A 25,952-nucleotide genomic window follows, 5' to 3' on the forward strand; every position below is an offset into this window, starting at 1 on the left:
CTCGTTATGAGCCTCGTTTTTTCATACCTGAATTTTATTCTACTGAACTATAACTTCGCGGCGATGTATTAAAATGTTTTTTAAATGCCTTGTAAAAATTACTGGTATTACTGTAGCCCAGCATACCGGCAATCATTTCAATGGATAAATCAGTTCCTTTAAGCAATGACGCCGCTCTATCCATACGATGAGCCGTCACGATTTCACTAAAGGATTGCCCCGTTTCTTGACGAATCAAATTGGAAATATAATTCGGATGGTAGGCCAAATCCGCTGCCATCTGCTTTAAAGACACCGAATCTACATGAGTACTGATGTATTGCATAATTTGCTCAATTAAGCTACTTGGTTCCGCACTCTGTTGCTGAGATTTTTGCTCCCGCGCCACGCTCATTAACAAGGCGGCCACCAACGATTGCAAAATTGCCTGTGTATCCTCTTGCGGCGTCGCATATTCAAGCACCATCAACTCCAAGAGACGGCGCACATAGTGTGGCTTTTCAAAATGAAGATGGATAAAATTTTCCGAAAATTCATTATTCTGCGGCTCCAAGAAGAAATTAAACACCTTTTTATCCGCTGCCAAAATGGGGAAGAACGTCTTAAAGAACGCCTCTTTTTGAATTAAAACGCCAAGAATAATGATCTCCTCTTTGCTACCCCCTTGAAGCGCATAGCCCGTATAGGGTTGCCCGATATAGCACTCATTTTCCTTAACTTTTATATAGTTATCCTGTGTATAACTGAGCGCCCCATAATCACCTTGATAGGCAAAATTCAAGAAAAAGAAATCATGACGATGAAAGGCCTCTTCAATATGCTGACCTTTAAAAACGCAAATCATGATGGTTTCGTCAGCCTTACCCGGCCATTGATAAGCTCGTTCCGGATGAGTATCCCCGGATGATCTAAGCTTCGGCCAGTGTTCTGTAATGAAGGCAGCCCCCAACTGAGTAAGTGCTTCATTGAGTTCTTGCTGTTCCGGGGAAATCGTCTCTTCAGCCATAGTAGTTGATTCTCCCTTTATTGATTCAGGGGGCTCTTGTTTGACTGCCACTGCCGCATCATCTTTTGCCATAGCCGTCAGTACTGCTCCCGATTCACTTTTCGATGCTTCCTTCACCACCGTCGCCATAGCCGACTCCCCTTTTATAGCTATATCCGTTTGCTGTAGGTTTAATTTCTTTTTAGCCTTTTTTTGCTTCTTATCCTGAATTTTTTTATTTTGCTTCTTCTTCGATTTTTTCTTCTTTTTCAATTCTGTTTTCTTGGAAAGCTTCTTTTTCGCTTTCTTCAATTTATCCTTATCTTTACGCTTTTTTGCCATATCAGCTGCCTAATACCTTTCTAGTTCTTCATAAGCTTCTTTTTAGTATATCATCAATCTTAAGATTTGCCACTATATATCTTACGTTTTACCGTCGTCAGTAATTTTAAAGCCGATTATACTGTGGTTACAGCCGATCCTTTACCACTCTCCGCCGAAGATTATTTAACTATTTTTGAAAAATCCTATCGTTAATTTCCAATGCTGACTAACAACAAAAGGAGGACATATGACTGAATTAGAAAAATTAAACGCCGGTTTGCCTTATAATTTTATGGATCCCGAAGTAGACGCACTGAAACTAAATGCCGTAAAAGGTTGTGAAGAACTCAATGCACTCAGTGCCGCCGACTATGGAGCACGGGATACCGTAATTCGCAAATTATTCCGCAAAGTCGGCCAAAATCCTGTCATATTGCCTCGTTTTATTTGTGATAACGGTAAAAATATTTCTGTAGGCAATAACTTTCTAATTAACTTTAACGGCGTTATCCTCGATATTGCGCCGGTAACTATCGGTGATAATGTCATGATTGGCCCAAACACGCTTATTACCACGGTCAATCATCCCTTAAACGCCAAAGAACGTCGCAATCACATGGCTATAGCTACGCCGGTAACCATTGGCAATGACGTGTGGATTGGCGGTAATGTTACGATTTTACCGGGCGTAAATATCGGTGATAAAGCCGTAATCGCCGCCGGTGCGGTAGTAACCAAAGATGTACCGGCCAATACCGTAGCCGGCGGTGTACCGGCCCGGGTTATTAAAGAGTTGCCGGAAGAAGACGAATAGTGATGAATAAACACATATACAATTTAATTTTAAAGCATAAAAATGCCGCATCGAACCCGATGCGGCATTTAGCATTTAATATTCAATTACGCTTTCATGCGTTCTATGATGTTTACAAATTCTTCATAATTGGCAAGCCCATTCACAAGTGCCGCCTTTTCACCATACTCAATAAGACAGGTTGGCAAACTGTGAATATTCAAAGCGTGTCGCAAGCGAAGATCTTCTTCAAAGGCCTTGGCGGCACTGCCGTTTTCAAAATAACGAAGAAACTCTTCCGTATCTAAACCGGCCTCCATAGCCACCGCTACGAGTTCATCTGTCCGTGTAGTCTGACGAGTCTCGACAATCGTTGCTCGGCGGAGCTTCAACAAAAACGCATCAGCCTTAGCAGGGTCGGCTAGTTGAGCCGCCTTATAGGCAATACAAAGCGGATAGGATGACCTGTGCTCCGCATCAAAGAGATGAAATCCCTCCATGTTAATGGGTAGCCCACCGATGATTTCCTCGTTTTTATAAATCTGTGCCAGACGCTTATTATATACGCGAATCCCTTCTTCAGCCGGCAACCCCAATTCTTGTGGCAACATAAAATCGGCCACATCACGCACCAGCCCACTCATTACATACTTAAAAGCAATCTCTTTGCCGAAGTGATCAGCCAGCTTTTCATAAACCGGCTCCTGCTCATAGGAAAGGCCCATCATGGGGTCCGTAAAGGTTATAAGGATAATCTTTTTCATAGTATTCATCAGTATCGGTTACGGTCGATAAACTGTCCGCCCACCGACCACGCCTTAATATCATCAAACTTAATATAAATATTTTCTGCCGGAATATCGAGAACTTCCTGAAAAGCAGTCGTCATCGCAGCGCCGAAGTCACTAAACCCAACATGCGCTTCATTGCCAAAAAGGCTCGCTTCTATATAGGCAATTTTCTGCTGTCCGTCACCACGCGGGTAGAGAGACTGCTCGTCTTCGAGGCCAAACAATAAATAATTTTCATTCAAGCCCGGCACACGCTCAATCGCTTTGCCCATGCGCGATTTAATGACTGTTTCCTGTTCATGACTGACAGGTGTATTAACTTTCGCCATAACAAACGGCATTACTGCTCCCTCCATTCTTGTAGTTGCTCCAGAATACGGTCGGCAACTTCCTGATGTTTCATCTGATAGGTATGACCCGTTTTTTCAATAAAAATCAAGGAATTCTTTGCAGCCGTTGGCATATGATTATTCAAATTGCGTAAAAATTCCGACGGATCACCATCCGTAAAATTATCATAGGTGCCCACCAGTAGCGCCCCCGTATGAGTTAACTTCGCAGCTTGTGAAAAATCACCCTTCGGCGAGGTATGTACATTATTTAACAATCCTGAAAACTGCCAATCCCACGCCGTATGAGCGATACACTCTACCCAGCCCATAAACGGGAACGGCAATCGTTTATCGCCATCACCACGCTCTACTTGGTCTTTAATCAATCGTTTTTCATAATCTGTAACCCCCGACATCATATACGTCAGGTTAGCCGGCGACAGCAAAAAGAAACGTTCTACCCGCTCATCATGATGACGTGACAGATAATAAATCACCTTATTGGCCCCCAGAGAATGGCCGGCCAGTATGATATGCTTATAACCGGCGTTCTCGGTAAATGTCAGATAAGCATCAATATCTTCATCCGTATAGGCAAAGCGCTCATTCCATGAACCAATAAGTTCCTCTTTGCCCGTCTTCACATTGATGGTAGGAATTTCACCGAAGGCATCATTTGTCTGGGCATAGATAAAATCAATGTTTGCACTATTAAGAGTATCACCAATATTATAATAAAACGGATTGGAATAAAAATTTCCGTGAATCCCCGTGATGGCAATCATCACAGTATCTGACGTCCGCTTCTCTTCTTGACGGAAAAGAACGCCGTTTAGAACTACCCCACGCTTCGTTGGCACATCTAAACGAAACTTCATATATTATCACTCTTTCTAAAAATACACTGATGGAAGGATGAGGCGTAGCAGGCATTACAGGAAATACACTTTGCCTCTAAGGCTTCACCGCTTTTCATTTTATTGGGTAAATCCGGTTCTCGCAAAAGGGGGCGAGACAAAGAAATCATTTCAATTTCAGTTTTATTCAGTATCTCTTCCATCGTATCCAGGCTTCGCAAACCGCCCACCAAAATAATCGGGGTATCCACAGATTTAGCCAATTTATCGGCAAATTTAAGGAAATAGGCTTCGTTTTTGTGTGGTCGAATACCGGCCACGGATGTACCGTTACCGCTCACTTCAATAGAGTCAATACCGGCGTCGGCCAATAAGCGACACATAACCAAACTTTCTGCCTCATCCAAACCGCCATAGGTAAAATCGCTGCTGTTAATTTTAGCGGTAATATGCAATTGCGGCGCTTTTTCACGAATACCGTTAAGAATTTCCACTACTAAACGAGTACGATTAGCAATACTGCCACCATATTCATCAGTTCTGTGATTAACAGCCGGCGATACGAAACGACTCAAAAAGAAGAAATGGGCCACATGAATTTGCACACCGTCAAAGCCCGCTTTGGCCGCACGAACACCGGCTTCAATAAATTGATCGCGAACCTTATGAATTTCTTCTAGCGTCATATTATCCGGTTCAACCTGTTCAAAGCGTCCATTCGTTTCACGGTAATAGGCACCGAGGGCTAACTGGGTAATCACCGGCACATCTTGCGCATGAATTACGTCGGTAAGCGTCTTATATTGCGGAATCAGGGCATCATCGGATAATCGCATCATCCCGTCAAAATAGTAATCATTGGCGGCCACGCTGGTAAACCCGGTAATAATAATACCAACACCACCTTTGGCCAACTCATCATAAATCTCATACGCTTTCTCCGTCACACTGCCGTCGCGATTAGCTAACCCTTCCCAAGTAGCGGAACGAACCAAACGATTTTTCGCTTTTAAATTTTTTAACTCAATTGTATTAAAAAGACTTTTCATTAATTTCACACTCCTTAGTATATTGAATTATATTAAATCACATTGATTTTTCTCTATGTCTACATTATAATTATTTACAACAGAAAAACAAGAAGGATGTTTTTTCTTTGTCAATATAAAAAGTATACCAAGGAGGCTCTATGACACAAAAACCACTACCTAAAGATAAAAATATTTACGACACCGATTGTCCTATTCTGTATGCCATGGAAGTAATCGGCCAGAAATGGAAGCTGCCCATTCTCTGGTATATAACTGATGCCGAGAATCAAACACTGCGCTATAAAGAGCTGGAACGAAAAGTCGTCGGCATTACCGCCACAATGCTCACCAAGTGCTTGCGGGAATTGGAACAGGATAAGCTGATAACAAGAAAGCAGTACAATACCATTCCACCGACCGTTGAGTATTCAATAGCGAAACGGGGCAAATTATTGATGCCCGCCCTCCAATCCATATATGATTGGGGCGAATCCCAGATGAACGAAAAAGAATAAACAAAAACAGAAGACGGTTATGTCGGTAAAATTTACCGATATAACCGTCTTCTGTATAATTCCCCCGATCCATGTTAAAACACGGATACTATTTAATTATAAGTCCCCGTTGCCCGTGGCTCTCACCCCACCAAGCAACTTTTATGTACCGGCGGCTCTCACCCCGCCCGTATCTCTCTTGTAGTTACGCTCTCTGCTCACTCAAAGTCCCCTCGTAACTCTCTCTCTTTAACAGTTCAATGACTGTTTAACTTCCCTTGACTGAAATCATTATACGTTCTTTTGTCTTCTGTGGCTAATATATACAGAAAACGGTTAGCTATAGTTTAAACCTATAGCTAACCATTAAGTTTTGTGTCCTAATCAAACACTTTGCGTATTCTTTTTAAGCGCTTCAATATAATTGCGACAATATTTACCGGCCGCTACCTTATTATGCAAAATATAGCCGATTTCAATTTTTTCATCCACATCAAGGGGAATGGCCAAGATATTCGGACCGTTCAGTTTTTCACTGATAATACCGGAGCAAATCGTATAACCGTCAAGCCCGATTAAGAGGTTAAACAATGTCGCTCTATCGCACACCACAATATCTTTAGCACTGTCACAGGTGCTCAAAATTTCTTCTGAAAAATAAAAGGAATTATGCTCCCCCTGTTCGTAGGAAAGTCGCGGAAACGGTGCCAAATCCTCCAAAGTAACCTTCTCTTTAGATGCTAAGGGGCTAAAAGAGCTTATAAATACATGAGGCCTTGCCGTAAACAATGGATGGAAGGTTAAATCATGTCGCTTAAACTCTTTGCGTAAAACCGTTTCATTGAACTCATTAAGATACAAAATACCGATTTCACTGCGAAGGCGAGCTACGTCTTCAATAATTTCATAGGTCTGTGTTTCACGAATACGGAAATCATATTCATCGCCGCCATACGCTTTTAAAACATCTACGAAAGCTTCCACAGCAAAAGAATAATGCTGCGTAGATACACAAAATTGATGCTTAACCGGCGTTTGTCCGAAATATTTTTCTTCAATCAGATTTGTCTGTTCAATTACCTGACGGGCATAGCCGAGGAACTCTTCTCCTTCCGTTGAAACGATGACGCCCTTATTGGTGCGGGAGAAAATGGTAATCCCCAATTCCTGCTCCAATTCCTTAATGGCCGCCGTCAGACTTGGCTGAGCAATAAATAATTCTTTCGCCGCCTTATTAATGGACCCTTGCTTGGCCACGGTTACAATGTATTTTAACTGTAATAAAGTCATATATCCTTTTACCTCTATATTTCACTTCAAATCAAACACTTTTTTACTAAAAAATAACTATTTTTACAAATTTATAGTAGAATATGCCTGAATCTTTAGTGCTAACTATTTAGTCTTCAAACCTCTATTCTTACTATAAAGCAAAACAAAAAGGACTGCAAGCACTCGGAAGTGTTTGCAGTCCGTATAGGTCAGTTGATTACGCTACATTTCGGTTGATTAAGCCACGCTACGTCCGGGCTGATTAAGCCACGCTACGTTTGGAGCGAAGAGCACGAGGCACAATATTGAAGGCCAATTGGTAAACAATGTAGCCAATAATAATAGCAATCGTACCGCCGATCATAGGGCCTTCACCGGACGCATAGATTGCGTATACGGAGTAAGCAATCGCTACGATGCTCAAACCGAAAATGCTGCGACGAGTGAATTTAGAAGCACCTTCAACTTTTAATAATTTATTAACAGCAATACAGCAGAGAATGTAAGGGAATACATTCGTAACTACTGCCAAGTTAACGAGGTTTTCAAACTGACGGCTCAAGGATTCGTTCATGGTCATGAAGGCCAAGAGAGACTGAATCGTCAAGAGAATCAATAAACCACGTACAGGTGCGTCAGCTTTGTTTACACGGCTGAATACTTTAGGGAACAAGCCTGCATCGGCAGAGCTTTTGAACACACGAGATAAAGTGAACTGCCAGCAAAGGATAGCACCGCAGCAAGAGATTACCATAGCAGCCATAACAATCTGGCCAACAGTTTCATTGAACATCTGCGCAAACACCATACCGAATGGTGCCGTGGAGTTCAATAAATCAACATTTGGTACAATCCCTGCCATAATATTAGTAGACAATACATAAATCACCGCTACTGCTAATGTGCCAAAGAATGTTGCAATTGGTACGTTTTTCTTTGGATTTTCTACAGCATCCATATTAGCTGCTGCGGACTCAAAGCCCAAGAAACCCCAAAGAGTTAATGCGATGGATTCGCTAACTGCATCAAAGAAAGGCAGTTGGTTCGGATTCCATACAGCTGTGTACATATTTGGGTCAAACCAGAACCAGCCGAATACGCTGATGAACAATACAGGGATGATAGCCCCCCAAACAGTGATATTACTTATACGACCGGTTTTGGCATTACCACCGAAGTTAAGAACGGCAGCTAACCAAAGAAGCACGATAGTGGCTAAACTCATCTGTACCGGCGTCAAGGTTAAATTAAACAAAACAGCTGCGTAGCCTACTGCGGAAATCGCAATCGCTACGTTTGCAATTACAAGTGAAATGGCATAAGCATAGTTTGCCATAAAATGTCCGGTTCTGCCGAAAGAATACTCTGCATAGCCGCCAAGTCCACCGGTTTTAGTTGTGAACATGCCGCACTGTGCGAAAATGTGGGCCAATACTAAGGACCCTACGGCTGTAATCAGCCAAGACAAAACGGAAATGGTTCCTACTTCTGCAAGTTTAGTAGGCAACATAATAATCCCAGCACCCATCATATTTGCTGCAACGAGGGTTGTAAGCTGGAATACAGACATTTTTTTAGCGGTGGTTTTCATGTATCAATCCCCTTTCTAATGTAGCTCAACATCTACAACTTAATAATCAGTGACCGCTATCGATACCAGTCCTTGCGGTTGTGCGTGGATGTGGTATCGTATGAAACGTATTTCTCTTTATTTTATTTGACGACTTATTCTAACATCTATTGACAATTAATGAAAGTCTTTTTTCAATAAAAAAGGTCCACGAAAGCTAGTCGCCATCAAGGGCGGCCCATGTTTTTCATGGTGCAATTCTCAAAGTGGGCATTATACCTAACTTTTAAAAAAATTTACGCAAAATTTACCCCATTGGCGGACAAAAAATATTACACAAATTGAATAAAAATATATAAACTCCATAATATAAACGAGGAGAATTCATTTGAACTATAAAAAGTTTCAATTTTAGTCTATTTTTTCCTATGCCGATTAGGTATTTTAAGGGCCTATTCCGAATTAATTATGATTTTTTTCGAACCAAAACAGGGTGTGTCCACTGTATACAGACATGCAAAATGCACCTGACTTCGGATTTCAAATATTTGGCCTTGTCGAATGACAGTGAACACTTTAACGCGCACTTTTACCGCCTAAAAATTACACAAACCGTTAACGACATTAACAACGAAGCGTTAAAGGACGGCGGGTAGTCCAGGCACAAAATTAACAGTCTGTTAATTCCCTACCTGCACCTCATATTCCTTTGCGATCTCATCTTCGTATGCCTGCATAGCCATCAAAGTCTTAGTCAAAAGCTCATCCAATTCCCAACCGAGCCGTTCAGCGCCGTTTTTGATGACATCACGAGAGCAACCGGCGGCAAATTTCTTATCTTTAAACTTCTTCTTAAGACTTTTAAGTTCCATATCCTTCGTTGATTTCGAAGGCCGCATCAAAGCAGCCGCACCAATCAAACCGGTCAATTCATCAGCCGCATAGAGCACGTTTTCCATTAATTCTTTCGGCTCCCAATCAATGCAGATACCATACCCGTGACAACAAATAGAATAAATTTCATCGTCAGCTACGCCTGCTTCTTTTAAAAGTTCCTGTGCTTTAACGCAATGCTCTTCCGGATACATTTCAAAGTCCACGTCATGCAAAAGGCCTACTTGAGCCCAATAATCCGCTTCTTCACCAAAACCAAGCTCATTGGCGTACCAGCGCATTACCGCTTCCACGGTTAACGCATGTTGAATATGAAACGGTTCCTTATTATATGTTTTCAATAATGCCAAGGCATTTTCTCTTGTTAATGATGGTGTATGCATACCCATCCCTCCCTCAATTCTCATAGTTTCAAGATCTATTCCGGTTATTTTAAACGCCCAGTCTGTCGCCAATTCTTCGGTATCACGACCGCTTGCCAACACGTCCGTGTCACGGCATTCACCTGAACCAATATAAAATAAAGTGCATACCAAAAATCTAATTATCTTTTTGGTATGCACTATATAGTATAACATGATTTGACGGACCTGTAAAAAAGCCGCTTTAAACACTGAGTAGAAATTAGCCGCTAAAGCGCTTATCGCCTCATTGGCAGTCCCCTTAAATTCTTACAGAATCAAGCTGTGCTGCCCATTTAGCCAATTGCTCTTCTTCTTCAGCCACTTGAGCTACCCCGTTTTTACGTTGACGGGCTACACATTCAGGCGCTGTACCACTGTAGTTTTTACGCCCCGCTACACAGGCTTCAATGGTAATAGCATCGAGAATATCCGCTTCAAAGACAGGGGATATTTTTTTGAAATCTTCCACGGTCAAATCCAATAAAACGCAGTGATTCTGAATGCAATGTTGCACCGCTTCTCCTACAATAGCATGGGCTTCGCGGAACGGTACGCCTTTTTTAGCCAAATAATCAGCCATGTCCGTAGCATTGGAGAAATCGTTAGCTAAGACGGAATACGTACGTTCACCGTTAACGGTCATCTGGCGAAGCATATCCGCCATAATCGACAAGGCAAATTGCAAGGTATCGATAGCATCAAAAATACCTTCTTTATCTTCCTGCATATCCTTATTATAGGTAAGCGGTAAACCCTTCATAGTTGTCAAAAGACCTAGCAAATGACCGTAAATACGGCCCGTTTTACCACGTACCAATTCACATACATCAGGATTCTTTTTCTGCGGCATAATGCTGGAACCGGTGCAATGGGCATCATCGAGCTCAATAAAACCGAATTCCGTGCTAGACCACATGATCATTTCTTCGCTGAGACGACTCAAATGCATCATAGTCGTAGCGGCAAAATGTAAAAATTCAAGCACATAGTCACGGTCACTCACCGCATCCATGCTATTTTCGTAAATTTTGCCGAACGCCAATAATTCCTGCGTATAGCTCTGATCGATTGGATACGTCGTCCCCGCCAAAGCGCCGGCGCCCAAAGGCATTACATCGGCATGTTTATAAATGAGTGGCAAATGATCGAAATCACGACCAAACATGGAGAAATAGGCCATCATATGATGGGCGAAAAGTACCGGCTGTGCCCGCTGTAAGTGCGTATAGCCCGGCATAATCACATCTTGGTGTTTTTCAGCCACTTCAAGGAGCGCTTTTTGCAAATTGACCAACAATTCACCCATGTGAACTACTGTCTTGCGCACATACATGTGCAAATCAACAGCCACTTGGTCGTTACGGCTACGGCCCGTATGAAGGCGACCGCCCGCTTCACCGATAGCATCAGTTAAACGCTTTTCAATATTCATATGAATATCTTCAAGAGCCACGGAGAAGTCAAATGTGCCCGCTTCAATCTGTTTCAAAATATCGTTTAAACCGGCCACGATTGCATCGCAATCAGCCTGAGAGATAATTCCTTGTTTTGCCAGCATTGTCGCATGTGCTTTACTGCCGGTAATATCTTCCGCATACATCCGGGCATCAAAAGCGATAGAGGACGTGAAGTCCTCTACCGCTTTGTCAGTTCCCTTTGTAAAACGGCCACCCCAAAGTTTAGCCATTTATTTACCTGCCTTTTCTTTCATTAAAGCATTAATTTTAAGTGGCAAGCCGAAGAGATTAATAAATCCTTCTGCGTCTGCCTGATTATATACATCATCTTCTTCGAAAGTTACAAATTCCTGATTGTATAAGGAATAAGGTGATGTTGCACCGGCGCTGATGATGTTGCCTTTGTATAATTTCAAGTTAATAGTACCGGTTACCGTTTTCTGCGTTTCATCTACGAAAGCCTGTAAAGCTGCCATCAACGGCGCAAACCACATACCGTCATATACGAGCTCTGCATATTTATTAGCTACCAATTCTTTGTAGTGATAAGTAGCTCTGTCGAGGCAAAGGTATTCCAATTCGCGATGCGCATACATGATGATAGCGCCGCCCGGATTTTCATACACGCCACGAGATTTCATGCCTACCAAACGGTTTTCTACAATATCAACGATACCCACACCGTTAGCGGCCCCCAATTCGTTCAAAGTCTGCAACAATTCAAGCGGAGTGCCTGTTTTACCGTTTACAGCTACCGGTACGCCTTCCTTGAAGTCGATGGATACCATGGTTGGAGTATCAGGGGCTTCTTCCGGAGATTTGCAAACTAAATGCACATCATCTTTAGGTGCATTAGCCGGATCTTCGAGGTCGCCACCTTCATGGGACAAATGCCATACGTTCTGGTCCATGCTATATGGGTGAGATTTAGTAGCGACTACCGGAATATCGTGTTTAGCCGCGAATTCCATGCAATCTTCACGGGATTTGAGTTCCCATTCACGCCATGGAGCAATAATTTTAGTATTAGGAGCCAATGCTTTGATAGTCAACTCAAAACGAACTTGGTCATTCCCTTTACCGGTTGCACCGTGAGCAATAGCGTCGGCCCCTTCGGCTTTCGCCACTTCAACTAATTTCTTGGCAATTAAAGGACGGGCAAAGGACGTACCTAATAAATATTTACCTTCGTATACGGCACCGGCTTTAACGGTTGGCCAAATGTAATCGGCTACGAATTCTTCTTGAACATCAAGAATATACGCTTTGGAAGCACCGGATTTGATGGCTTTCTTTTCAACCGCATCATAATCTTCAGGTTGTCCCAAGTTACAACATACAGCGATTACTTCACAGCCGTAGTTTTCTTTTAACCACGGAATAATTACAGATGTATCAAGACCGCCGGAATAGGCTAATACTACTTTTTTAATATCACTCATTATAAACACCTCTTTGAATAATCAGTTACTTACGTTCTTGTCTTTCATGTGTAACATTATACATAGTTGTGAATATTAATGCAAGCATTTTTGTAAAAAAATACAGAATTTTTTTATTTTTTTACATCATATTGTATTAAGCCATAGGTTTCACCGGCCACCGATGAGAAATGATGAGTCCCTACCGTGGCTTTAAGACCGCTCACGGCGCCCAACACAAAAGCCGCCGTACGCAACGAATATTCTTCGCCCACCGGATAGCCTATATTTTGTAATTCACGCGGCTGTTGGTCCCCCAACGCATACATAACATTAATATTGGTATCGAGGTTTTTATCTTGGCCATTTACCCAATGATTCGGCAATAAATTGGCACTGCCGATAACGGCTACTTGCCGCCCCGATGCCTCGGCTGCCAATTGCACAACTTTGCCGAAGGTGTATAATTCCTCATAACTTAAACGGCCCATAGTCAGGCGCACAATCTGCTTATTCCCCAACCCCTGTTCGGCCAGGAAATGGAGCGGAATGGTAGCCGTATGATGCAAAAAATAGTCATCCGTCGAAATAATCGGCAAACTGTCCAAAATACTGGTCAACGGAATGCCCATGCGTTCGCTTGATTTACGCAAAGCCGCGTTAAATGTACTATCCGTCTCCATGCCAACCGTAAAGGTAGTACCATTGGCCAATGGAATAGCGCCACGCAAACGAGCTTGCGGGCTGTAGCCGATAGCATCATTTAAAGTCAACTGATAGCGACTCAATATTAAAATCGTTTGCGGCTTACTGGCTTTTATGGCTGCTGCCGCTTGCTCCATAGCGCCAATCACTTCATTATAAGCACTGCGATCAGTCGCTACCGCTTCATAATATCGAAGAGGCGCCGGCCAATAGGAAACACTAACAATACGTCCCTTCATCGAAACCTCCTTATAAAACTATAATAGTATTTATTTTATTTATTATATTTTACTATGAATAAGTGTAAAAATCACTAGCTTATTTTTTCACATATGGTATGATAGAGCCATGAAACTATTATTTAAATTATTAATCACTATCATCGTATTGGGACTCGGTTTATACTGGTTTGCGGGCTATACGCCAAACGAAACCGGCCAGCAACGTAGCCCTTACACGGTGAAAGAACAGACCTTAGAGTCCACCGAAGACCAATTGAGCCGTACCGCTCGTATCAATCGTTTATTCCACTTCAAAGAAGCCGTTGAAACGGCTCTTGATCAACGAGTGCCTGACAATCAACGCGTGAAAGGAGACGAAATCAGCCAGAACTTAAAGGATGCGTTGGTAGCTACGGAAGATAAGCGATACTACGAACACGGTGCCATTGATCTTTTCGGCATCGGTCGCGCCTTTTACACAAATGTAACAGCCGGTCGCACCGTTGAAGGTGGTAGTACAATCACTCAACAGCTGGTAAAAAACCTCTTTTTATCCTCCAAACGTATCATGTCACGTAAAGTGGAAGAAGTGATTTTGGCATACCTCATGGAATTGTATTACACCAAAGACGAAATCTTAACCATGTATCTTAATACTATTTATTACGGCAATAATTATTACGGCATCGAGCAAGCTGCCAAAGGCTATTTTGACACCACCCCGGCTAAACTCACTTTAGGCCAAGCAGCATTACTGGCCGGCATGCCGCAAGCGCCCTCCTATTATAATCCGGTGACGAATTACAAAGGCGCTAAAGAGCGACAACGCACGGTTCTTACTTTGATGACGCAGCAAGGTTTAATTACTAACCGCGAAGCGGATAAGGCTTATTATTCCAATTTAAATTTACAGCAAACACCGGCAACAGATTCAGAAATTATGGAAGCGACATCACCGACTGAATCCGATAGCCATGACGACAATACTTCCGATGAAGCTTCATCGTCCGCCGGCTCTAAATCAAACAAATCAAGCACTCATCATTCATCTTCATCCACGAAGTTTTCTATTGATGAATAATATCGGTCTGCTTCTACGGGATGCGCTTTAATAGCCGCCAATAAAATCAACTAAAAACCGCCTGTCAGATACACTCTTTACCGAGATGTATCAAACAGGCGGTTATTTTTTACCCGTACAAACCATCATTCTTGTGTAATTTGCACTTTAGTACATTTTTTAGAAGCTCGGTCATAAGTATACAAACCCGAGTGAGTGATATGTGCCGCTTGTAACAGCTCTAAAATTCGTTCCAAGTCAGACTGGGCACACAGAATACAAAGACCGCACATATTATGCAATGCCGGCGGGGTCGGAATGAGTTGCAATTTAATACCTTCCGCTTGCAACATTTTTTCCGCCTTATAGGCAAAATAATAATTTGTAAATACTATTAAGTTTTCCATAATCGGCCTTTCTCGTATCGGGGCAATGCCACACTACAAGGTTACCATCGACTCTGTGAGCATCGCTTCCGTAATGGCATAAAGATTAGTAATGGAGCCGACAACTACTTTTTCCTTCAGTCCATAAAAATCAAGGCAAATACCGCAAGCAGCAATATCGACGCCGGCTTCAACCAAGTTGTTCAAGTTTTCAAGATGTGGTGATTCTTCCGTCACCATTTTTACACCGCTGTTAATAAAATAGATTTTAGACGGTTTTACATCAGATTCAGCCAGGCAGAACATAAATGTTTTCATCAAAGTGCGGCCTAATTCTTCATTACCTTCACCTAAGTAATCTTTGGTAATTAAAAGGACTTTGCCACCAAAGTTTTGCGATGAAGCAGATGCTGCCGGACTCTTTGGAGCCTCCGAAACGACCTCTGTGATTGAAGACTGAGATGCTGAAGCTTCAGGGGCCACTGCGGCAACTTGTGTACCGGCCGGAACCATAGTTAAATAATGTGTTTTCCCATCAGTCGCTACGGTTACTTCACACTGTCTGGACTTACCAAACTTAGTCACATTATCACGACTGACCTCATTATCTACAAGGGTTGTAATAACTGCTCCCTGGTGTTCTTCCATAGCTTTCTTCGTCGCAATCACCGGCATCGGGCATAAAGAACCGCGCATATCAACGACTACACTGCCCTTTACAAGCCACTCTTTTTTCACATCGTTCGGTACTTCCGTCATAGAGCGTAAATCAGCTCCATAGACCGCCTTAACTTCATCGGACATAAACGTCAAAATCTCCTCTCGCTACCACCTTGCCAATCTGTTTAGCCGCGTAAACACCGGCCTGATGCAAGGATTTAACCAATTCTTCCGCCTCTGACAGGGGCACAGCCAATAACAAGCCACCTGACGTTTGCGGATCAAAACAAATGTCACTCCACACAGATTCCAATTCATCTAAACCGGACACAGCCGTAATCGCTTTGCGATTGCCGTAGGTAGCCGCCGGCACCAGGCCCATCTCGGCCGCTTCGACTACATGGGGAAACAGCGGCAAAGCTGCCGTATCAATTTCCAACGATACATCGCTGCCACTTGCCATTTCAGAGCCATGCCCCATCAAACTAAAGCCTGTAATATCCGTACAGGCATGAACCGTAAAGTTTTTAGCCACTTCACAGGCCAGTTTGTTTAGCATACTCATGCTCGCCACGGCCGCCTGAGTTCCTTCAGGAAAGAGATCTCCTTTTAAGGCCGTACTCATAATACCCGTACCTAACGCCTTTGTTAGAACCAGCGCATCGCCCACTCGGGCGCCGCGATTCCGCCAAACCTTATTGGGCTGTACCTGACCGGTCACGGCGAGTCCAAAGATGGGCGTTTCATTTTCTATACTGTGCCCGCCCAATACAACTACACCGGCTTCTTCAAGCGTTGCCATGGCTCCCTTTAACACATCCGTTAAGGCGCCTGCTTCCACAAGGGGCACCGGAAACCCTACAATGTTCAAAGCCGTCAAAGGACGTCCACCCATAGCATAAACATCACTCAAACTATTGGCTGCTGCAATGCGCCCAAATGTATACGGATCGTCCACGACGGGTGTGAAAAAATCAACCGTCTGCACTAAACCAATCTCTTCGTTTAGCACATATACCCCCGCATCTTCAGCGCCGCCCATAGCCGTCAAAACATGGTCATTCGTAGGGAATTGAACCGATTTGAGCACAGCATCTAATATATGAGGCCCTATTTTACAAGCGCAACCGCCCTTGGCGGCATACGGTGTTAACTTAATCAACCGTATCGCCTCCTGCCGTATTAGCCGGTGCGCTTATATTCACATCCGTTTGTGCCGCCACTTTTGCCTGAGAGGCCGCTTCTTTTTTAGCGGCCTCGGCCGCCTCCGCTTCAGCTGAACGAATCACAATCTTTTTAACCGCTTTTTCAAATTTAGGGCGCGATAACATCACTTGATGACCACAACCGCGACAAACAATCGTAAAATCTGTACCAATACGCTTAACTTCCCACTCCGCGCTTCCACAAGGATGGGACTTTTTCATTTTTACCACATCGCCCACATAATATCGTACAAATGCCATTGCATGTCTCCCTTCTTCGATTTACAATCAACCAATTCAAATTATGTCAGATAACAGTACGGACGCTTACTAATTCTATCCTAATATATTTATTATATACCATTTAGAGTTCCATGCCGAATACATTATATGCAAAATAAAGTAGTATTTTGCTAAAAAAATACTATCAAACGAAACGAATCTGTTATATTTACAATTTCAAAGGGGCCTCGGCTGCCACCCCAATTCGATTAAATTTTTAATTCCTATTAAAATGTAGGAATTCTCATTTTGCAAACTTGAATCGCTGACATTCATTCTCAATTGTGTTTTTAGGGCTATAATGCTGTTTCCAAAGTGCCAATGCTCCAAAAAGTCAGTAAATATGCGTATTGATAAGCTTTATCAAATAAAACTTTTTTAAATTTTTCAAACTTTTAGGCTTGATTTTCTCAATTTCATGGGCTATAATGTAATCAACAATGATTATTCATTAGTTTGAATTGTTGTGAAATAAAAGTTTATTTCTAAGCTATTTTAATTCTTTACTTTATTTCGTAAGTACATTATGAATTGTGTCAAAGTTGTCACAACAAAAAGGAGAGATTAATATGTCAGAATTAAAAGGTACAAAAACTGAACAAAACTTACAGGCCGCTTTTGCCGGTGAATCTCAAGCTAACCGTAAATATACATACTACGCTTCTGCAGCACGTAAAGCCGGTTTAAACAAAATTGCTGACTTCTTTGAAGAAACAGCTGTAAACGAAAGTGCTCATGCTAAAGTTTGGTTCAAATTATTACATGGTGGCGACGTTAGTGCTGATACTGCAGTAAACTTAAAAGACGCTGCAGCCGGCGAAAACTACGAACACACTGAAATGTACCCTGAATTTGCTAAAGTAGCAAAAGAAGAAGGCTTTGCTAAAATTGCATACCTTTTCGAACAAGTTGGTAAAATCGAAGCTCGTCATGAAGAACGTTATCTTGATCTTTTAAGCTATGTAAATGGCGGTAAAGTATTCAAACGCGAAGAACCGGTTGCTTGGATTTGTGCTAACTGCGGTTACATCCATGTTGGTACTGAAGCTCCTCAGATTTGCCCTGTATGTGCTCATCCACAGGCTTTCTTCTCCCAACACAGCGAAACTCTTTTATAATTTAAAGTAAGTAACAATTTTTGTATATACTCAAGTGAGCAACTTATAACCTATATTAAACAAGTGTTATTTAACCATCGACGAGTGTCATTTATTGCATACAACAAGTGTTGTCTCTTATTATCATCAAGTGATGAACCGATATAGAAGATAGAACTCCTAAAAAATTATGTATGCTAACTAATGATTTAGTTGCAGTATACGGGAAATAAGTATTTCCTCTCACTATGTATGAAAAGTTCACATGTTGTTAGCGCCAAGTGGCGTAACATACTATAGAAACCAAGTGGTTTCACCCAAAAGAAAAGGGTCCCTTTCGGGGCTCTTTTCTTTTTTACTGCAAACAACCGATACATCCACGAAATAAGATCGATACAATCACACACAAAAGAGCGGCGTCATACGACGCCGCTCTCAAAATCATATATAGTTATGTGTGCAATAGGCCGTCTTTAAATTGCCAACGACTATCGCCGACCGCACTTGCTTCCGCTTCATTATGAGTAACCCACAAACAAGGGATACGCCATTCCTTGATGATTTTCACAATATCATCCTGCACCTGTTCGCGCAATGTCCAATCTAAGGCTGATAAGGGCTCGTCTAAGAGCAAAATACACGGTTTAGCATATAAAGCCCGCCCCAGAGCTACCCGTTGCTGTTCACCGCCGGATAGATTACCGGCCTTCGTATTCGTATATTGTTCCAGATGCAGTCGCTCCAAAATACGATCGAGCAGTTCTTTATCGCCCCGTTTGCTATAGGTAATATTATGAACCACATTCATATGGGGAAACACGATATTCCCCTGCGGCATATACCCCACTTCACGGCGTTGCGGTTTTACAAATATATTTTTCTCCTTATGAAACCAATACGCTCCATCATGACTAATGAACCCCGCTTTGGGTTTAATTAGTCCGGCCAAGCTTTTTAGCAAAGTAGACTTCCCGTTCCCAGAAGCCCCGGTGAGCGCAGTAATACCTTCGCTCAATATGCCTTTACCTTGCACCAGAATAGTAGGGCGCTGTACTTTAATATCAAATTCTATCATACTGCGCCTACCTTTCTTCACGGTGCTGGAACAAAGAACCTTTAGTAATAAAGTGAACCGTCCACAATAAACCCAACGTGAGGGCGCATATATAAAGGACCAAGCTAAACGCCCCTTCATAATCGCCGAATTCGACCAAGGAGTAAATAGCCAGCGGCATGGTTCGGGTAACACCCGGAATATTGCCGGCAATCAGAATGGTCGCACCAAATTCGCCCAAAGCACGACTAAAAGCTAAGATACTCCCTGTCAAAATACCTTTCCACGCGAGCGGTATAGATATGGTAAAGAATATACGAAGTTCTGAAGCCCCTAAGGTGCGGGCTACATCCTCAACTGCAGGATCAATGGACCCCAAAGCAGAACGCACCGTCTGATAAAACAAAGGAAACCCGATAATCGAAGAAGCGAGTACCGCCCCCGCTTTGGCAAAAACGACTTGCCAGCCGTTAGCATCGAGCCATGCCCCCAAACTATTGCCCGGTGTAAATATAACAAGTAACATAAAGCCAACTACTACCGGTGGCAATACAAGCGGCAAGGTAACAATGGAATCAATCAATGCCTTACCGGGGAACGAATACCGTTTTAATATATAACAAAGCAACAAGCCTACTACCATTATATTAAACAATGCTATGCAAGCTACTTCCAATGACAGCCATAATGGAGTCATACGCCACAACCTTTCAAACGAACTCTATAATCTACAATAGGCGGTTCAGCACCTGAACCGCCTATGCGTCCTTATATACTCTGTCGATGACCGTGCGTCATTTTATTTTGCGCTATTAGCTACACTGGTGAAGCCGTATTTTTGTAATATCTGCTGCGCTTCATTGCTGGTTAAATACTCATAAAATTGCTCAGCCAATTCATTGTCATATTTCGTTACAATGCCGATTGGATAACGAATCGCATCATGACTGTCACTAGGAGCAACCGCTGCCACCTCTACGCGATTTTGCAAGTCCATAGCATCGGTTTTATATACAAAACCGGCATCAGCGGACCCTTCGGCTACATAAGCGCCAACCGCTTTAACATCTTTAGCGTAAACGATTTTGCTTTCTACCTGATTCCAAAGGTTTAATTTGGTCAATGTCTGTTTAGCATATTTACCGGCCGGTACAGTTTCAACGGTGCCGATTGCTAAACGGTTAACGGTAGGTAATTGTTCGATAGTAATTTTTGGCTTATCTTTAGGTACGATTAATACCAAGGAGTTTTCTACCAATGGTTTTACCTTCGTCACTAAATTCTTTTCTTTTAACTGCGCCATATTTTTTTCGTCAGCAGAAATAAAAATGCTGGCCGGTGCACCACTTTCAATCTGTTGGCGCAATGTTCCGGAACCACCGAAATTAAGTGTAATCTGAGTAGGATCTAAATGACGAGATTTCACAAAATTATCTTTCAATTCATTAGCGGCAGCTTGTAAACTGGCCGCTGCCGATACAGTAATTGTTTGAGACTTAGTAGCTTGCGCATCTTTTTTATCGGTATCAGTTCCACCGCAACCGGCTACAACCAATGCCATCGCACTCATAGCAATCAACAATAACTTTTTGTACCCTTTCATGTACATTGCCTCCTTCGCCTCCATCATGTGGCTTTTAATACTACGTTTACACTTCAAATTACAGAGTATATATTTGCCGGATAATCACATAAGTGATTATTTGTAAACCTATTATAGTCTTATTATGACATAAATATAAATAAAATCAAAGGTTTTAATTCCCTATTTTTTAGCGGTATTTAACATAAGGAGTTAATCACATTATTATATAGCCAACAAAAATCAAACTCACTCATCAATTTACTAGTAAAACCGCGACCTTTTAAAGGTTGTTTTTTTATACTCAATTGGGTATAGTATAGATAGATTACACCAAAGGAGGGTATCACCGTGGGGTTATTTTTTCACATTTTTTGGACAAGTGTTGTACCTATTTTAGCCTTAGTAGCGGTAGGTTTTATATTAGATAAAAAATTCAATCTGGATTTACGCTCATTAAGTAAGTTAAACTTCTTTATCTTACTGCCGGCTTACGTTTTCCGCTCATTATATACAGCTAATCTTACCCTCGAAAGTGTCGGTATATCGGTCTGTGCCTTTATTATCCTGTTTTCCAACAGTTACATGGCCTTAGGCGTATCCAAACTTCTTGGCTATGACCGGAAAAAGACCCAAATCGTGCGTAACGCCACGATGTTTAACAATGGCGGCAACATCGGTATCGCCATTGCCACTTTCGTATTCTCCAATGAACCATATATCGTAAACGGTCAAACGCCCTATTTAGATGCAGCCATTGTGGGCGTAATCGCCACCTTTATTATTCAAACAATTTTCTGTAATACCTTAGGCTTTTATCAGGCCGGCACCGGTTTGCTCACACGCCACGATGCACTTAAATTAGTATTCCACATGCCCGTACTCTACGCGGCTCCGGCTGCCCTCTTAGCACGACTTATCCCTTACGATTTAACATCTTTGGTATTATGGTCGCCACTCCATATTTTTGCCAACGCCTTCGTCGGCATGGCCATGATTACCTTAGGTGTGCAAATGAGTCGTACGCCTTATAACTTCTTAAAAAAAGACGTTTTAGTTACTACATCATTGCGACTTATCGGCGGCCCAATCTTAGCAGCCTTTGTTATGCTCCTTTACATCGTATTATACGAACCGGTAAATCCGATTTCCGCCCAAGCTGTAATTATTACCTATAGTGTACCATCAGCTGTAAATACAGCGCTCATAGCCTTTGAAATGAAAAATAACCCGGAACTGGCCACGCAGATTGTTATGTCTACAACACTCTTGTCAGCCGTCACCATGCCGCTGGCCATCCTATTTGCATACTATATGTTCCCGGTTTAAAATTATTACCTGATTCTTTGAGCCATAACGCTGAGACAAATGTCTTAGGGATTGTAATAAATCAACATCAAATTGCATATTAATTCTTAACACCATCAGTGTAAACTGGTGGTGTTTTTCTTTATAATTACTGAATTATTACATATCATCATACTTAACATGTCAATCTTCTATCCTGTCTTACAAGAATTTTTATGATTAATTGTTGCATTTTTATGCAATCAGGTCTATAATGCCAATCATAGAATTTTTATTCAAATAAACTGTATATTTACTTCATCTTCCATTAATAAAACTGTTTAATTGTTGCGTAATTTTCGAAAGTAAATATACATAACGAATACCATAAACCGTATTATTATACCCACATCAAGTGTAAAACCATTCTACAAAGGAGCGATTCATATGACCAAAGTCAGCATCCTCGGTGCTACCGGTTACGCCGGAGCCGAACTCGTAAAATTAATATTACAGCATCCGAATGCTACATTAACCCATATTACTTCGGAAAGTCATACCGGCCAAACCTTGGCCGATGTATATCCTCATATGCGAGGCATTACCGATTTGACTTTGGAAAGTATGAATAATCTGGAAGCCATTGCCAAAGACAGCGATTTTATTTTCATTGCACTGCCTCACGGACACGCTATGGCCGTCGGTAAAGCCCTCGCGAAGACACCGGTTAAAATCATCGATCTCGGTGCCGACTACCGCTTCAGCGACACTAAAGTCTATGAAGCGTGGTACCATGTACCCCACACTCATCCCGATGCCCCCAGCGTTTATGGCTTAGCCGAACTAAATCGGGAAGCCATCAAATCCGCCAAAATCATCGGCAATGCCGGTTGCTACACAACGGCTTCCATTCTGGCGTTGGCTCCTTTAGTAAAAAATCATATGATTCAAACTAATTCCATTATCATTGATGCTAAATCCGGTACCTCCGGCGCTGGCCGAAGTGCTAAACTCGATACCCATTATCCCGAGTTCTACGACGCCTTTAAAGCCTACGGCGTAGCTACCCACCGCCACACACCGGAAATTGAAGCAGCCCTTGGCCAACTTAACGGTTCCCCGATTATGCTTAATTTTACGCCCCACTTAGTGCCAATGAGCCGCGGTATCTTAGCTACAGCTTATGCCAACTTAAACGAAGGCGTAACACCGGACGCAGTAAGCCAAGCTTTTGAAAAAGCCTACGCCGCGGAGCCCTTCGTCCGATTACTCGGCCTCAATGCCTATCCAAACACTAAATATGTACGCGGTTCCAACTTCATTGATATTGCCTGGCATATTGACGAACGAACCGGACGCGTCATCGTCCTCAGCGCCATCGATAATCTTGTAAAAGGCGCTGCCGGTCAAGCCGTTCAAAACTTTAACATCGCTTGCGGCTATGAAGAAACAACAGGACTCAAACTCGTTCCCATGTACCCATAAATTAGGAGGTTCTACCATGAAACAAACAATAACATTAGATACACAATCTCACGGCGTTACTTACGCCAAAGGTTTTGAAGCCATCGGCATTCAAGCAGGCCTAAAAAAGAGCGGCAAACATGATTTAGCTCTAATCTATACTAAACAAAAATCGGCTGTAGCCGGCACCTTCACACAGAATAAAGTGGCCGCCGCTCCGGTCTATGTATCAAAAGAAACAGTTGCTACCGGCACGGCGCACGCCATCATTTCAAACTCCGGTTGCGCCAATGCCTGCACCGGTCCGCAAGGCTTAAAAGATGCTCATACCATGGCGTATCACACGGCCCAAGCCTTAGCTTGTGATCCTACCGACATCATCGTAGGCTCTACCGGTATCATCGGTCAACAATTACCTATCCACGACATCGTAAAAGCCATTCCAAACCTCGTAGATTCCTTATCCGAGGATGGCAGTGAACTGGCCGGCAAAGCCATTTTAACAACCGACACTTACTCCAAGACGGCCTCAACCCATTTCACCGTCGACGGTCAAACCATTCACATGGGGGCCATTGCTAAAGGCTCCGGCATGATTCGCCCTAACATGGCAACCATGCTTTGCTACATCACCACCGATATCGCCATTACTCCGACGCTTTTGCAAAAAGCCTTACACGCCTGTGTCGATAAATCCTTCAATATGATTTCCGTCGACGGCGATATGAGCACCAATGATATGGCCATCGTCCTCGCCAATGGGGCTGCAGGCAACAAAACGATTACCGAAGAAAACGAAGATTTCGAACTTTTTCAAGAAGCCCTCATGGCTATTACCGTATCCTTAGCTAAGCAAATCGCCGCTGACGGCGAAGGAGCCAGCAAATTTATCACCATTGATATTAAAGGGGCTACCGATTTCGAGAGCGCCAAAACAGTGGGCATGTCCATTGCCAATTCGCCACTCGTAAAAACAGCCTTCTTCGGCGAAGATCCTAACTGGGGTCGTCTTATCTGCGCTGCCGGTTATGCCGGCGTACCAATGAATCCGGCCACTACAGTTTTAAAAATCGGCGGTGTTACCATTTTTAAAAACGGCATGGGCGCGGTATATAACGAAGCCACTTTAAAGCAAATCATGAACGAACACGATATTACGGTCACCGTTGAGCTCAACGAAGGCAATGCGAACGCCACTGTTTGGACCTGCGACCTCACCTATGACTATGTGAAAATCAACGGCGAATATCATACCTGATACGGCTATAACCGCACTACCAACCCCATCACATTAGCGTAACGTATCAATCGGACACAAACTACCAAACCAACGAACCTTTCGGAAAGGAGCCTCCTATGATTAACGAATTAAACGCCTTCAACATTGCCACCGTCAACACGCCTGACGAAGTCGCTGCGCACACCACTATCAGTGCCGCCGGTAAAGCATCCATACTCATTGAAGCACTGCCATACATCCAAAAATTTGCCGGCAAAACCATGGTCATCAAATATGGCGGCAATGCCATGATTAGCGAAGAATTAAAGAACAAAGTAATGCAAGACATCGCCCTTATGAAATGTATCGGTATTAAACCGGTCATCGTCCACGGTGGCGGTCCCGATATAACCTCATTTTTAGAAAAAGTGGGCAAAACCAGCCAATTTGTAAACGGTCTGCGCGTCACCGACGCAGAAACGGTAACTATCGCCGAAATGGTATTAGGCGGTAAAATCAATGCCGAAATCGTAAGCCGTCTCAATACCTTGGGCATCCCCGCCATCGGTCTTTCCGGGAAAGACGCCAACTTGCTGATGGCCCATAAAAAATTAGCCGAAGTTCACGAAGCGGGCGGCCAAATCAATCACGTAGATATCGGTTTCGTCGGCGAAGTAACGAAAGTAAACACCGAGATTATTAACGACCTGTTAGATAAAGGCTATGTACCGGTTATCTCCCCGATTGGGGCGGGTAAAGGTGAAACGACCTATAACATTAACGCCGATTATGTGGCGGCTGAAGTAGCCGGCGCCTTACAAGCTGAAAAACTACTCATGCTCACCAATACGAAAGGGATTTATACCTCCCTTGATGACCCGAAGAGCTTCTTATCCAGCATCTTTAAAGCTGACGCTGTCGCTATGATTGAAGATGGCACCATCCAAGGCGGCATGATTCCTAAAGTGGAAGCCGTTCTACATGCCCTCGAGTGCGGCACTAAACGTGTTACCATCATCGACGGTCGCGAACCACATGCCTTATTGCTCGAACTATTTACCAACAAAGGGATTGGCACGGAAATCATTTAAAGTAACCATCACGC

24 protein-coding genes and 3 pseudogenes are annotated in these 25,952 nt (G+C 42.9%); 9 read left to right on the forward strand and 18 right to left on the reverse strand.

Annotation, left to right across the window (positions count from 1 at the left end):
- Positions 1–34: 34 nt before the first annotated feature.
- Positions 35–1,327 carry a helix-turn-helix domain-containing protein gene (locus EO124_RS01135; protein ID WP_127057969.1) on the reverse strand — a complete coding sequence of 431 codons (1,293 nt, stop codon included), beginning with the start codon at positions 1,325–1,327 and terminating at the stop codon, positions 35–37.
- Positions 1,328–1,556: 229 nt separating this feature from the next.
- Here EO124_RS01135 and EO124_RS10465 point away from each other — a divergent pair.
- Positions 1,557–1,715, forward strand: a pseudogene (locus EO124_RS10465) (maltose acetyltransferase domain-containing protein); the annotation flags it as partial.
- 234 nt (positions 1,716–1,949) lie between these two features.
- Positions 1,950–2,099, forward strand: a pseudogene (locus EO124_RS10470) (DapH/DapD/GlmU-related protein); the annotation flags it as partial.
- 110 nt (positions 2,100–2,209) lie between these two features.
- On the opposite strand, the gene EO124_RS01145 reads toward EO124_RS10470, so the two are convergent.
- From EO124_RS01145 to EO124_RS01160, 4 genes are read right to left on the reverse strand one after another with little or no spacing between them, the layout of a single operon-like run.
- Positions 2,210–2,866 carry a DsbA family protein gene (locus EO124_RS01145; RefSeq protein WP_164726525.1) on the reverse strand — a complete coding sequence of 219 codons (657 nt, stop codon included), beginning with the start codon at positions 2,864–2,866 and terminating at the stop codon, positions 2,210–2,212.
- Between the two features lie 8 nt (positions 2,867–2,874).
- Positions 2,875–3,249 carry a tautomerase family protein gene (locus EO124_RS01150; protein ID WP_127057972.1) on the reverse strand — a complete coding sequence of 125 codons (375 nt, stop codon included), beginning with the start codon at positions 3,247–3,249 and terminating at the stop codon, positions 2,875–2,877.
- Positions 3,234–4,103: an alpha/beta fold hydrolase gene (locus tag EO124_RS01155; RefSeq protein WP_127057973.1), complete on the reverse strand. Its 870-nt coding sequence runs from the start codon at positions 4,101–4,103 to the stop codon at positions 3,234–3,236. Before EO124_RS01155 ends, EO124_RS01150 begins: the two co-directional genes overlap by 16 nt.
- Positions 4,100–5,131, reverse strand: coding sequence for an NADH:flavin oxidoreductase (locus tag EO124_RS01160; RefSeq protein ID WP_127057974.1), 1,032 nt, complete (start codon positions 5,129–5,131; stop codon positions 4,100–4,102). The genes EO124_RS01155 and EO124_RS01160 overlap by 4 nt, the downstream gene beginning before the upstream one ends.
- Positions 5,132–5,271: 140 nt before the next feature.
- Here EO124_RS01160 and EO124_RS01165 point away from each other — a divergent pair, with 140 nt between their 5' ends.
- Positions 5,272–5,628 (forward strand): winged helix-turn-helix transcriptional regulator, encoded by a 357-nt coding sequence (locus tag EO124_RS01165; protein ID WP_127057975.1) that lies wholly within the window; start codon positions 5,272–5,274, stop codon positions 5,626–5,628.
- Positions 5,629–5,991: 363 nt separating this feature from the next.
- Here the strand turns inward: EO124_RS01165 and EO124_RS01170 are convergent, their stop codons facing one another.
- The 6 genes from EO124_RS01170 to EO124_RS01195 all read right to left on the reverse strand — a co-directional run bounded on the left by EO124_RS01170 (position 5,992) and on the right by EO124_RS01195 (position 13,569).
- The gene (locus EO124_RS01170; protein WP_127057976.1) at positions 5,992–6,897 is read right to left on the reverse strand and encodes a LysR family transcriptional regulator; all 906 of its coding nucleotides are present in this window, start codon (positions 6,895–6,897) and stop codon (positions 5,992–5,994) included.
- Between the two features lie 244 nt (positions 6,898–7,141).
- The gene (gene potE, locus EO124_RS01175) at positions 7,142–8,470 is read right to left on the reverse strand and encodes a putrescine-ornithine antiporter (RefSeq protein ID WP_021840164.1); all 1,329 of its coding nucleotides are present in this window, start codon (positions 8,468–8,470) and stop codon (positions 7,142–7,144) included.
- Positions 8,471–9,129: 659 nt separating this feature from the next.
- Positions 9,130–9,879 (reverse strand): hydrolase, encoded by a 750-nt coding sequence (locus tag EO124_RS01180; protein ID WP_241230638.1) that lies wholly within the window; start codon positions 9,877–9,879, stop codon positions 9,130–9,132.
- Positions 9,880–10,006: 127 nt separating this feature from the next.
- Positions 10,007–11,434: an argininosuccinate lyase gene (gene argH / locus EO124_RS01185; RefSeq protein WP_127057978.1), complete on the reverse strand. Its 1,428-nt coding sequence runs from the start codon at positions 11,432–11,434 to the stop codon at positions 10,007–10,009.
- Positions 11,435–12,646 carry an argininosuccinate synthase gene (locus EO124_RS01190; protein WP_127057979.1) on the reverse strand — a complete coding sequence of 404 codons (1,212 nt, stop codon included), beginning with the start codon at positions 12,644–12,646 and terminating at the stop codon, positions 11,435–11,437.
- Between the two features lie 113 nt (positions 12,647–12,759).
- Positions 12,760–13,569, reverse strand: coding sequence for a DODA-type extradiol aromatic ring-opening family dioxygenase (locus EO124_RS01195; protein ID WP_127057980.1), 810 nt, complete (start codon positions 13,567–13,569; stop codon positions 12,760–12,762).
- A gap of 109 nt (positions 13,570–13,678) precedes the next feature.
- Between EO124_RS01195 and EO124_RS01200 the strand changes: the two genes are divergently transcribed.
- A complete protein-coding gene (locus tag EO124_RS01200; protein WP_127057981.1) occupies positions 13,679–14,632 on the forward strand; it encodes a transglycosylase domain-containing protein in 954 nt (317 codons plus the stop codon).
- Between the two features lie 125 nt (positions 14,633–14,757).
- Here the strand turns inward: EO124_RS01200 and EO124_RS01205 are convergent, their stop codons facing one another.
- From EO124_RS01205 to EO124_RS10320, 4 genes and pseudogenes are all read right to left on the reverse strand, one after another.
- Positions 14,758–15,018 (reverse strand): putative Se/S carrier protein, encoded by a 261-nt coding sequence (locus EO124_RS01205; protein ID WP_127057982.1) that lies wholly within the window; start codon positions 15,016–15,018, stop codon positions 14,758–14,760.
- A gap of 33 nt (positions 15,019–15,051) precedes the next feature.
- Positions 15,052–15,756, reverse strand: coding sequence for a sulfurtransferase-like selenium metabolism protein YedF (gene yedF / locus EO124_RS01210; RefSeq protein ID WP_241230643.1), 705 nt, complete (start codon positions 15,754–15,756; stop codon positions 15,052–15,054).
- Between the two features lie 34 nt (positions 15,757–15,790).
- Positions 15,791–16,825 carry a selenide, water dikinase SelD gene (gene selD / locus EO124_RS01215; protein ID WP_438873606.1) on the reverse strand — a complete coding sequence of 345 codons (1,035 nt, stop codon included), beginning with the start codon at positions 16,823–16,825 and terminating at the stop codon, positions 15,791–15,793.
- 97 nt (positions 16,826–16,922) lie between these two features.
- Positions 16,923–17,123: pseudogene (locus EO124_RS10320) on the reverse strand (DUF951 domain-containing protein); the annotation flags it as partial.
- A gap of 590 nt (positions 17,124–17,713) precedes the next feature.
- Here EO124_RS10320 and rbr point away from each other — a divergent pair.
- A complete protein-coding gene (gene rbr / locus EO124_RS01225) occupies positions 17,714–18,262 on the forward strand; it encodes a rubrerythrin (protein ID WP_127057986.1) in 549 nt (182 codons plus the stop codon).
- Positions 18,263–18,692: 430 nt separating this feature from the next.
- Here rbr and EO124_RS01230 read toward each other — a convergent pair whose 3' ends face one another.
- From EO124_RS01230 to modA, 3 genes are all read right to left on the reverse strand, one after another.
- Positions 18,693–19,316: an ATP-binding cassette domain-containing protein gene (locus tag EO124_RS01230; RefSeq protein WP_127057987.1), complete on the reverse strand. Its 624-nt coding sequence runs from the start codon at positions 19,314–19,316 to the stop codon at positions 18,693–18,695.
- 7 nt (positions 19,317–19,323) lie between these two features.
- Complete coding sequence (gene modB, locus EO124_RS01235; RefSeq protein WP_127057988.1) at positions 19,324–19,992, reverse strand: molybdate ABC transporter permease subunit; 669 nt, start codon at positions 19,990–19,992, stop codon at positions 19,324–19,326.
- A gap of 102 nt (positions 19,993–20,094) precedes the next feature.
- Positions 20,095–20,898, reverse strand: coding sequence for a molybdate ABC transporter substrate-binding protein (modA, locus tag EO124_RS01240; RefSeq protein ID WP_127057989.1), 804 nt, complete (start codon positions 20,896–20,898; stop codon positions 20,095–20,097).
- 330 nt (positions 20,899–21,228) lie between these two features.
- Between modA and EO124_RS01245 the strand changes: the two genes are divergently transcribed.
- From EO124_RS01245 to argB, 4 genes are all read left to right on the forward strand, one after another.
- On the forward strand, positions 21,229–22,206 hold the full coding sequence (locus EO124_RS01245) for an AEC family transporter (protein WP_127057990.1): 978 nt from the start codon (positions 21,229–21,231) through the stop codon (positions 22,204–22,206).
- A gap of 405 nt (positions 22,207–22,611) precedes the next feature.
- Positions 22,612–23,649, forward strand: coding sequence for an N-acetyl-gamma-glutamyl-phosphate reductase (argC, locus tag EO124_RS01250; RefSeq protein ID WP_127057991.1), 1,038 nt, complete (start codon positions 22,612–22,614; stop codon positions 23,647–23,649).
- Positions 23,650–23,665: 16 nt separating this feature from the next.
- On the forward strand, positions 23,666–24,886 hold the full coding sequence (gene argJ, locus EO124_RS01255) for a bifunctional glutamate N-acetyltransferase/amino-acid acetyltransferase ArgJ (protein WP_127057992.1): 1,221 nt from the start codon (positions 23,666–23,668) through the stop codon (positions 24,884–24,886).
- Positions 24,887–24,984: 98 nt separating this feature from the next.
- Positions 24,985–25,938 carry an acetylglutamate kinase gene (argB, locus tag EO124_RS01260; RefSeq protein ID WP_127057993.1) on the forward strand — a complete coding sequence of 318 codons (954 nt, stop codon included), beginning with the start codon at positions 24,985–24,987 and terminating at the stop codon, positions 25,936–25,938.
- Positions 25,939–25,952 lie beyond the last annotated feature (14 nt).

It is taken from the genome of Veillonella ratti, from assembly GCF_003992115.1.
Taxonomy (GTDB): Bacteria; Bacillota; Negativicutes; order Veillonellales; family Veillonellaceae; genus Veillonella_A; species Veillonella_A ratti.

Coding starts and splice junctions, on each gene's coding strand:
- EO124_RS01135 (WP_127057969.1), bottom strand. CDS start 1,327: ATGGCAAAAAAGCGTAAAGATAAGGATAAATTGAAGAAAGCGAAAAAG.
- EO124_RS01145 (WP_164726525.1), bottom strand. CDS start 2,866: ATGAAAAAGATTATCCTTATAACCTTTACGGACCCCATGATGGGCCTT.
- EO124_RS01150 (WP_127057972.1), bottom strand. CDS start 3,249: ATGGAGGGAGCAGTAATGCCGTTTGTTATGGCGAAAGTTAATACACCT.
- EO124_RS01155 (WP_127057973.1), bottom strand. CDS start 4,103: ATGAAGTTTCGTTTAGATGTGCCAACGAAGCGTGGGGTAGTTCTAAAC.
- EO124_RS01160 (WP_127057974.1), bottom strand. CDS start 5,131: ATGAAAAGTCTTTTTAATACAATTGAGTTAAAAAATTTAAAAGCGAAA.
- EO124_RS01165 (WP_127057975.1), top strand. CDS start 5,272: ATGACACAAAAACCACTACCTAAAGATAAAAATATTTACGACACCGAT.
- EO124_RS01170 (WP_127057976.1), bottom strand. CDS start 6,897: ATGACTTTATTACAGTTAAAATACATTGTAACCGTGGCCAAGCAAGGG.
- potE (WP_021840164.1), bottom strand. CDS start 8,470: ATGAAAACCACCGCTAAAAAAATGTCTGTATTCCAGCTTACAACCCTC.
- argH (WP_127057978.1), bottom strand. CDS start 11,434: ATGGCTAAACTTTGGGGTGGCCGTTTTACAAAGGGAACTGACAAAGCG.
- EO124_RS01190 (WP_127057979.1), bottom strand. CDS start 12,646: ATGAGTGATATTAAAAAAGTAGTATTAGCCTATTCCGGCGGTCTTGAT.
- EO124_RS01195 (WP_127057980.1), bottom strand. CDS start 13,569: ATGAAGGGACGTATTGTTAGTGTTTCCTATTGGCCGGCGCCTCTTCGA.
- EO124_RS01200 (WP_127057981.1), top strand. CDS start 13,679: ATGAAACTATTATTTAAATTATTAATCACTATCATCGTATTGGGACTC.
- EO124_RS01205 (WP_127057982.1), bottom strand. CDS start 15,018: ATGGAAAACTTAATAGTATTTACAAATTATTATTTTGCCTATAAGGCG.
- yedF (WP_241230643.1), bottom strand. CDS start 15,756: ATGACGGAAGTACCGAACGATGTGAAAAAAGAGTGGCTTGTAAAGGGC.
- rbr (WP_127057986.1), top strand. CDS start 17,714: ATGTCAGAATTAAAAGGTACAAAAACTGAACAAAACTTACAGGCCGCT.
- EO124_RS01230 (WP_127057987.1), bottom strand. CDS start 19,316: ATGATAGAATTTGATATTAAAGTACAGCGCCCTACTATTCTGGTGCAA.
- modB (WP_127057988.1), bottom strand. CDS start 19,992: ATGACTCCATTATGGCTGTCATTGGAAGTAGCTTGCATAGCATTGTTT.
- modA (WP_127057989.1), bottom strand. CDS start 20,898: ATGAAAGGGTACAAAAAGTTATTGTTGATTGCTATGAGTGCGATGGCA.
- argC (WP_127057991.1), top strand. CDS start 22,612: ATGACCAAAGTCAGCATCCTCGGTGCTACCGGTTACGCCGGAGCCGAA.
- argJ (WP_127057992.1), top strand. CDS start 23,666: ATGAAACAAACAATAACATTAGATACACAATCTCACGGCGTTACTTAC.
- argB (WP_127057993.1), top strand. CDS start 24,985: ATGATTAACGAATTAAACGCCTTCAACATTGCCACCGTCAACACGCCT.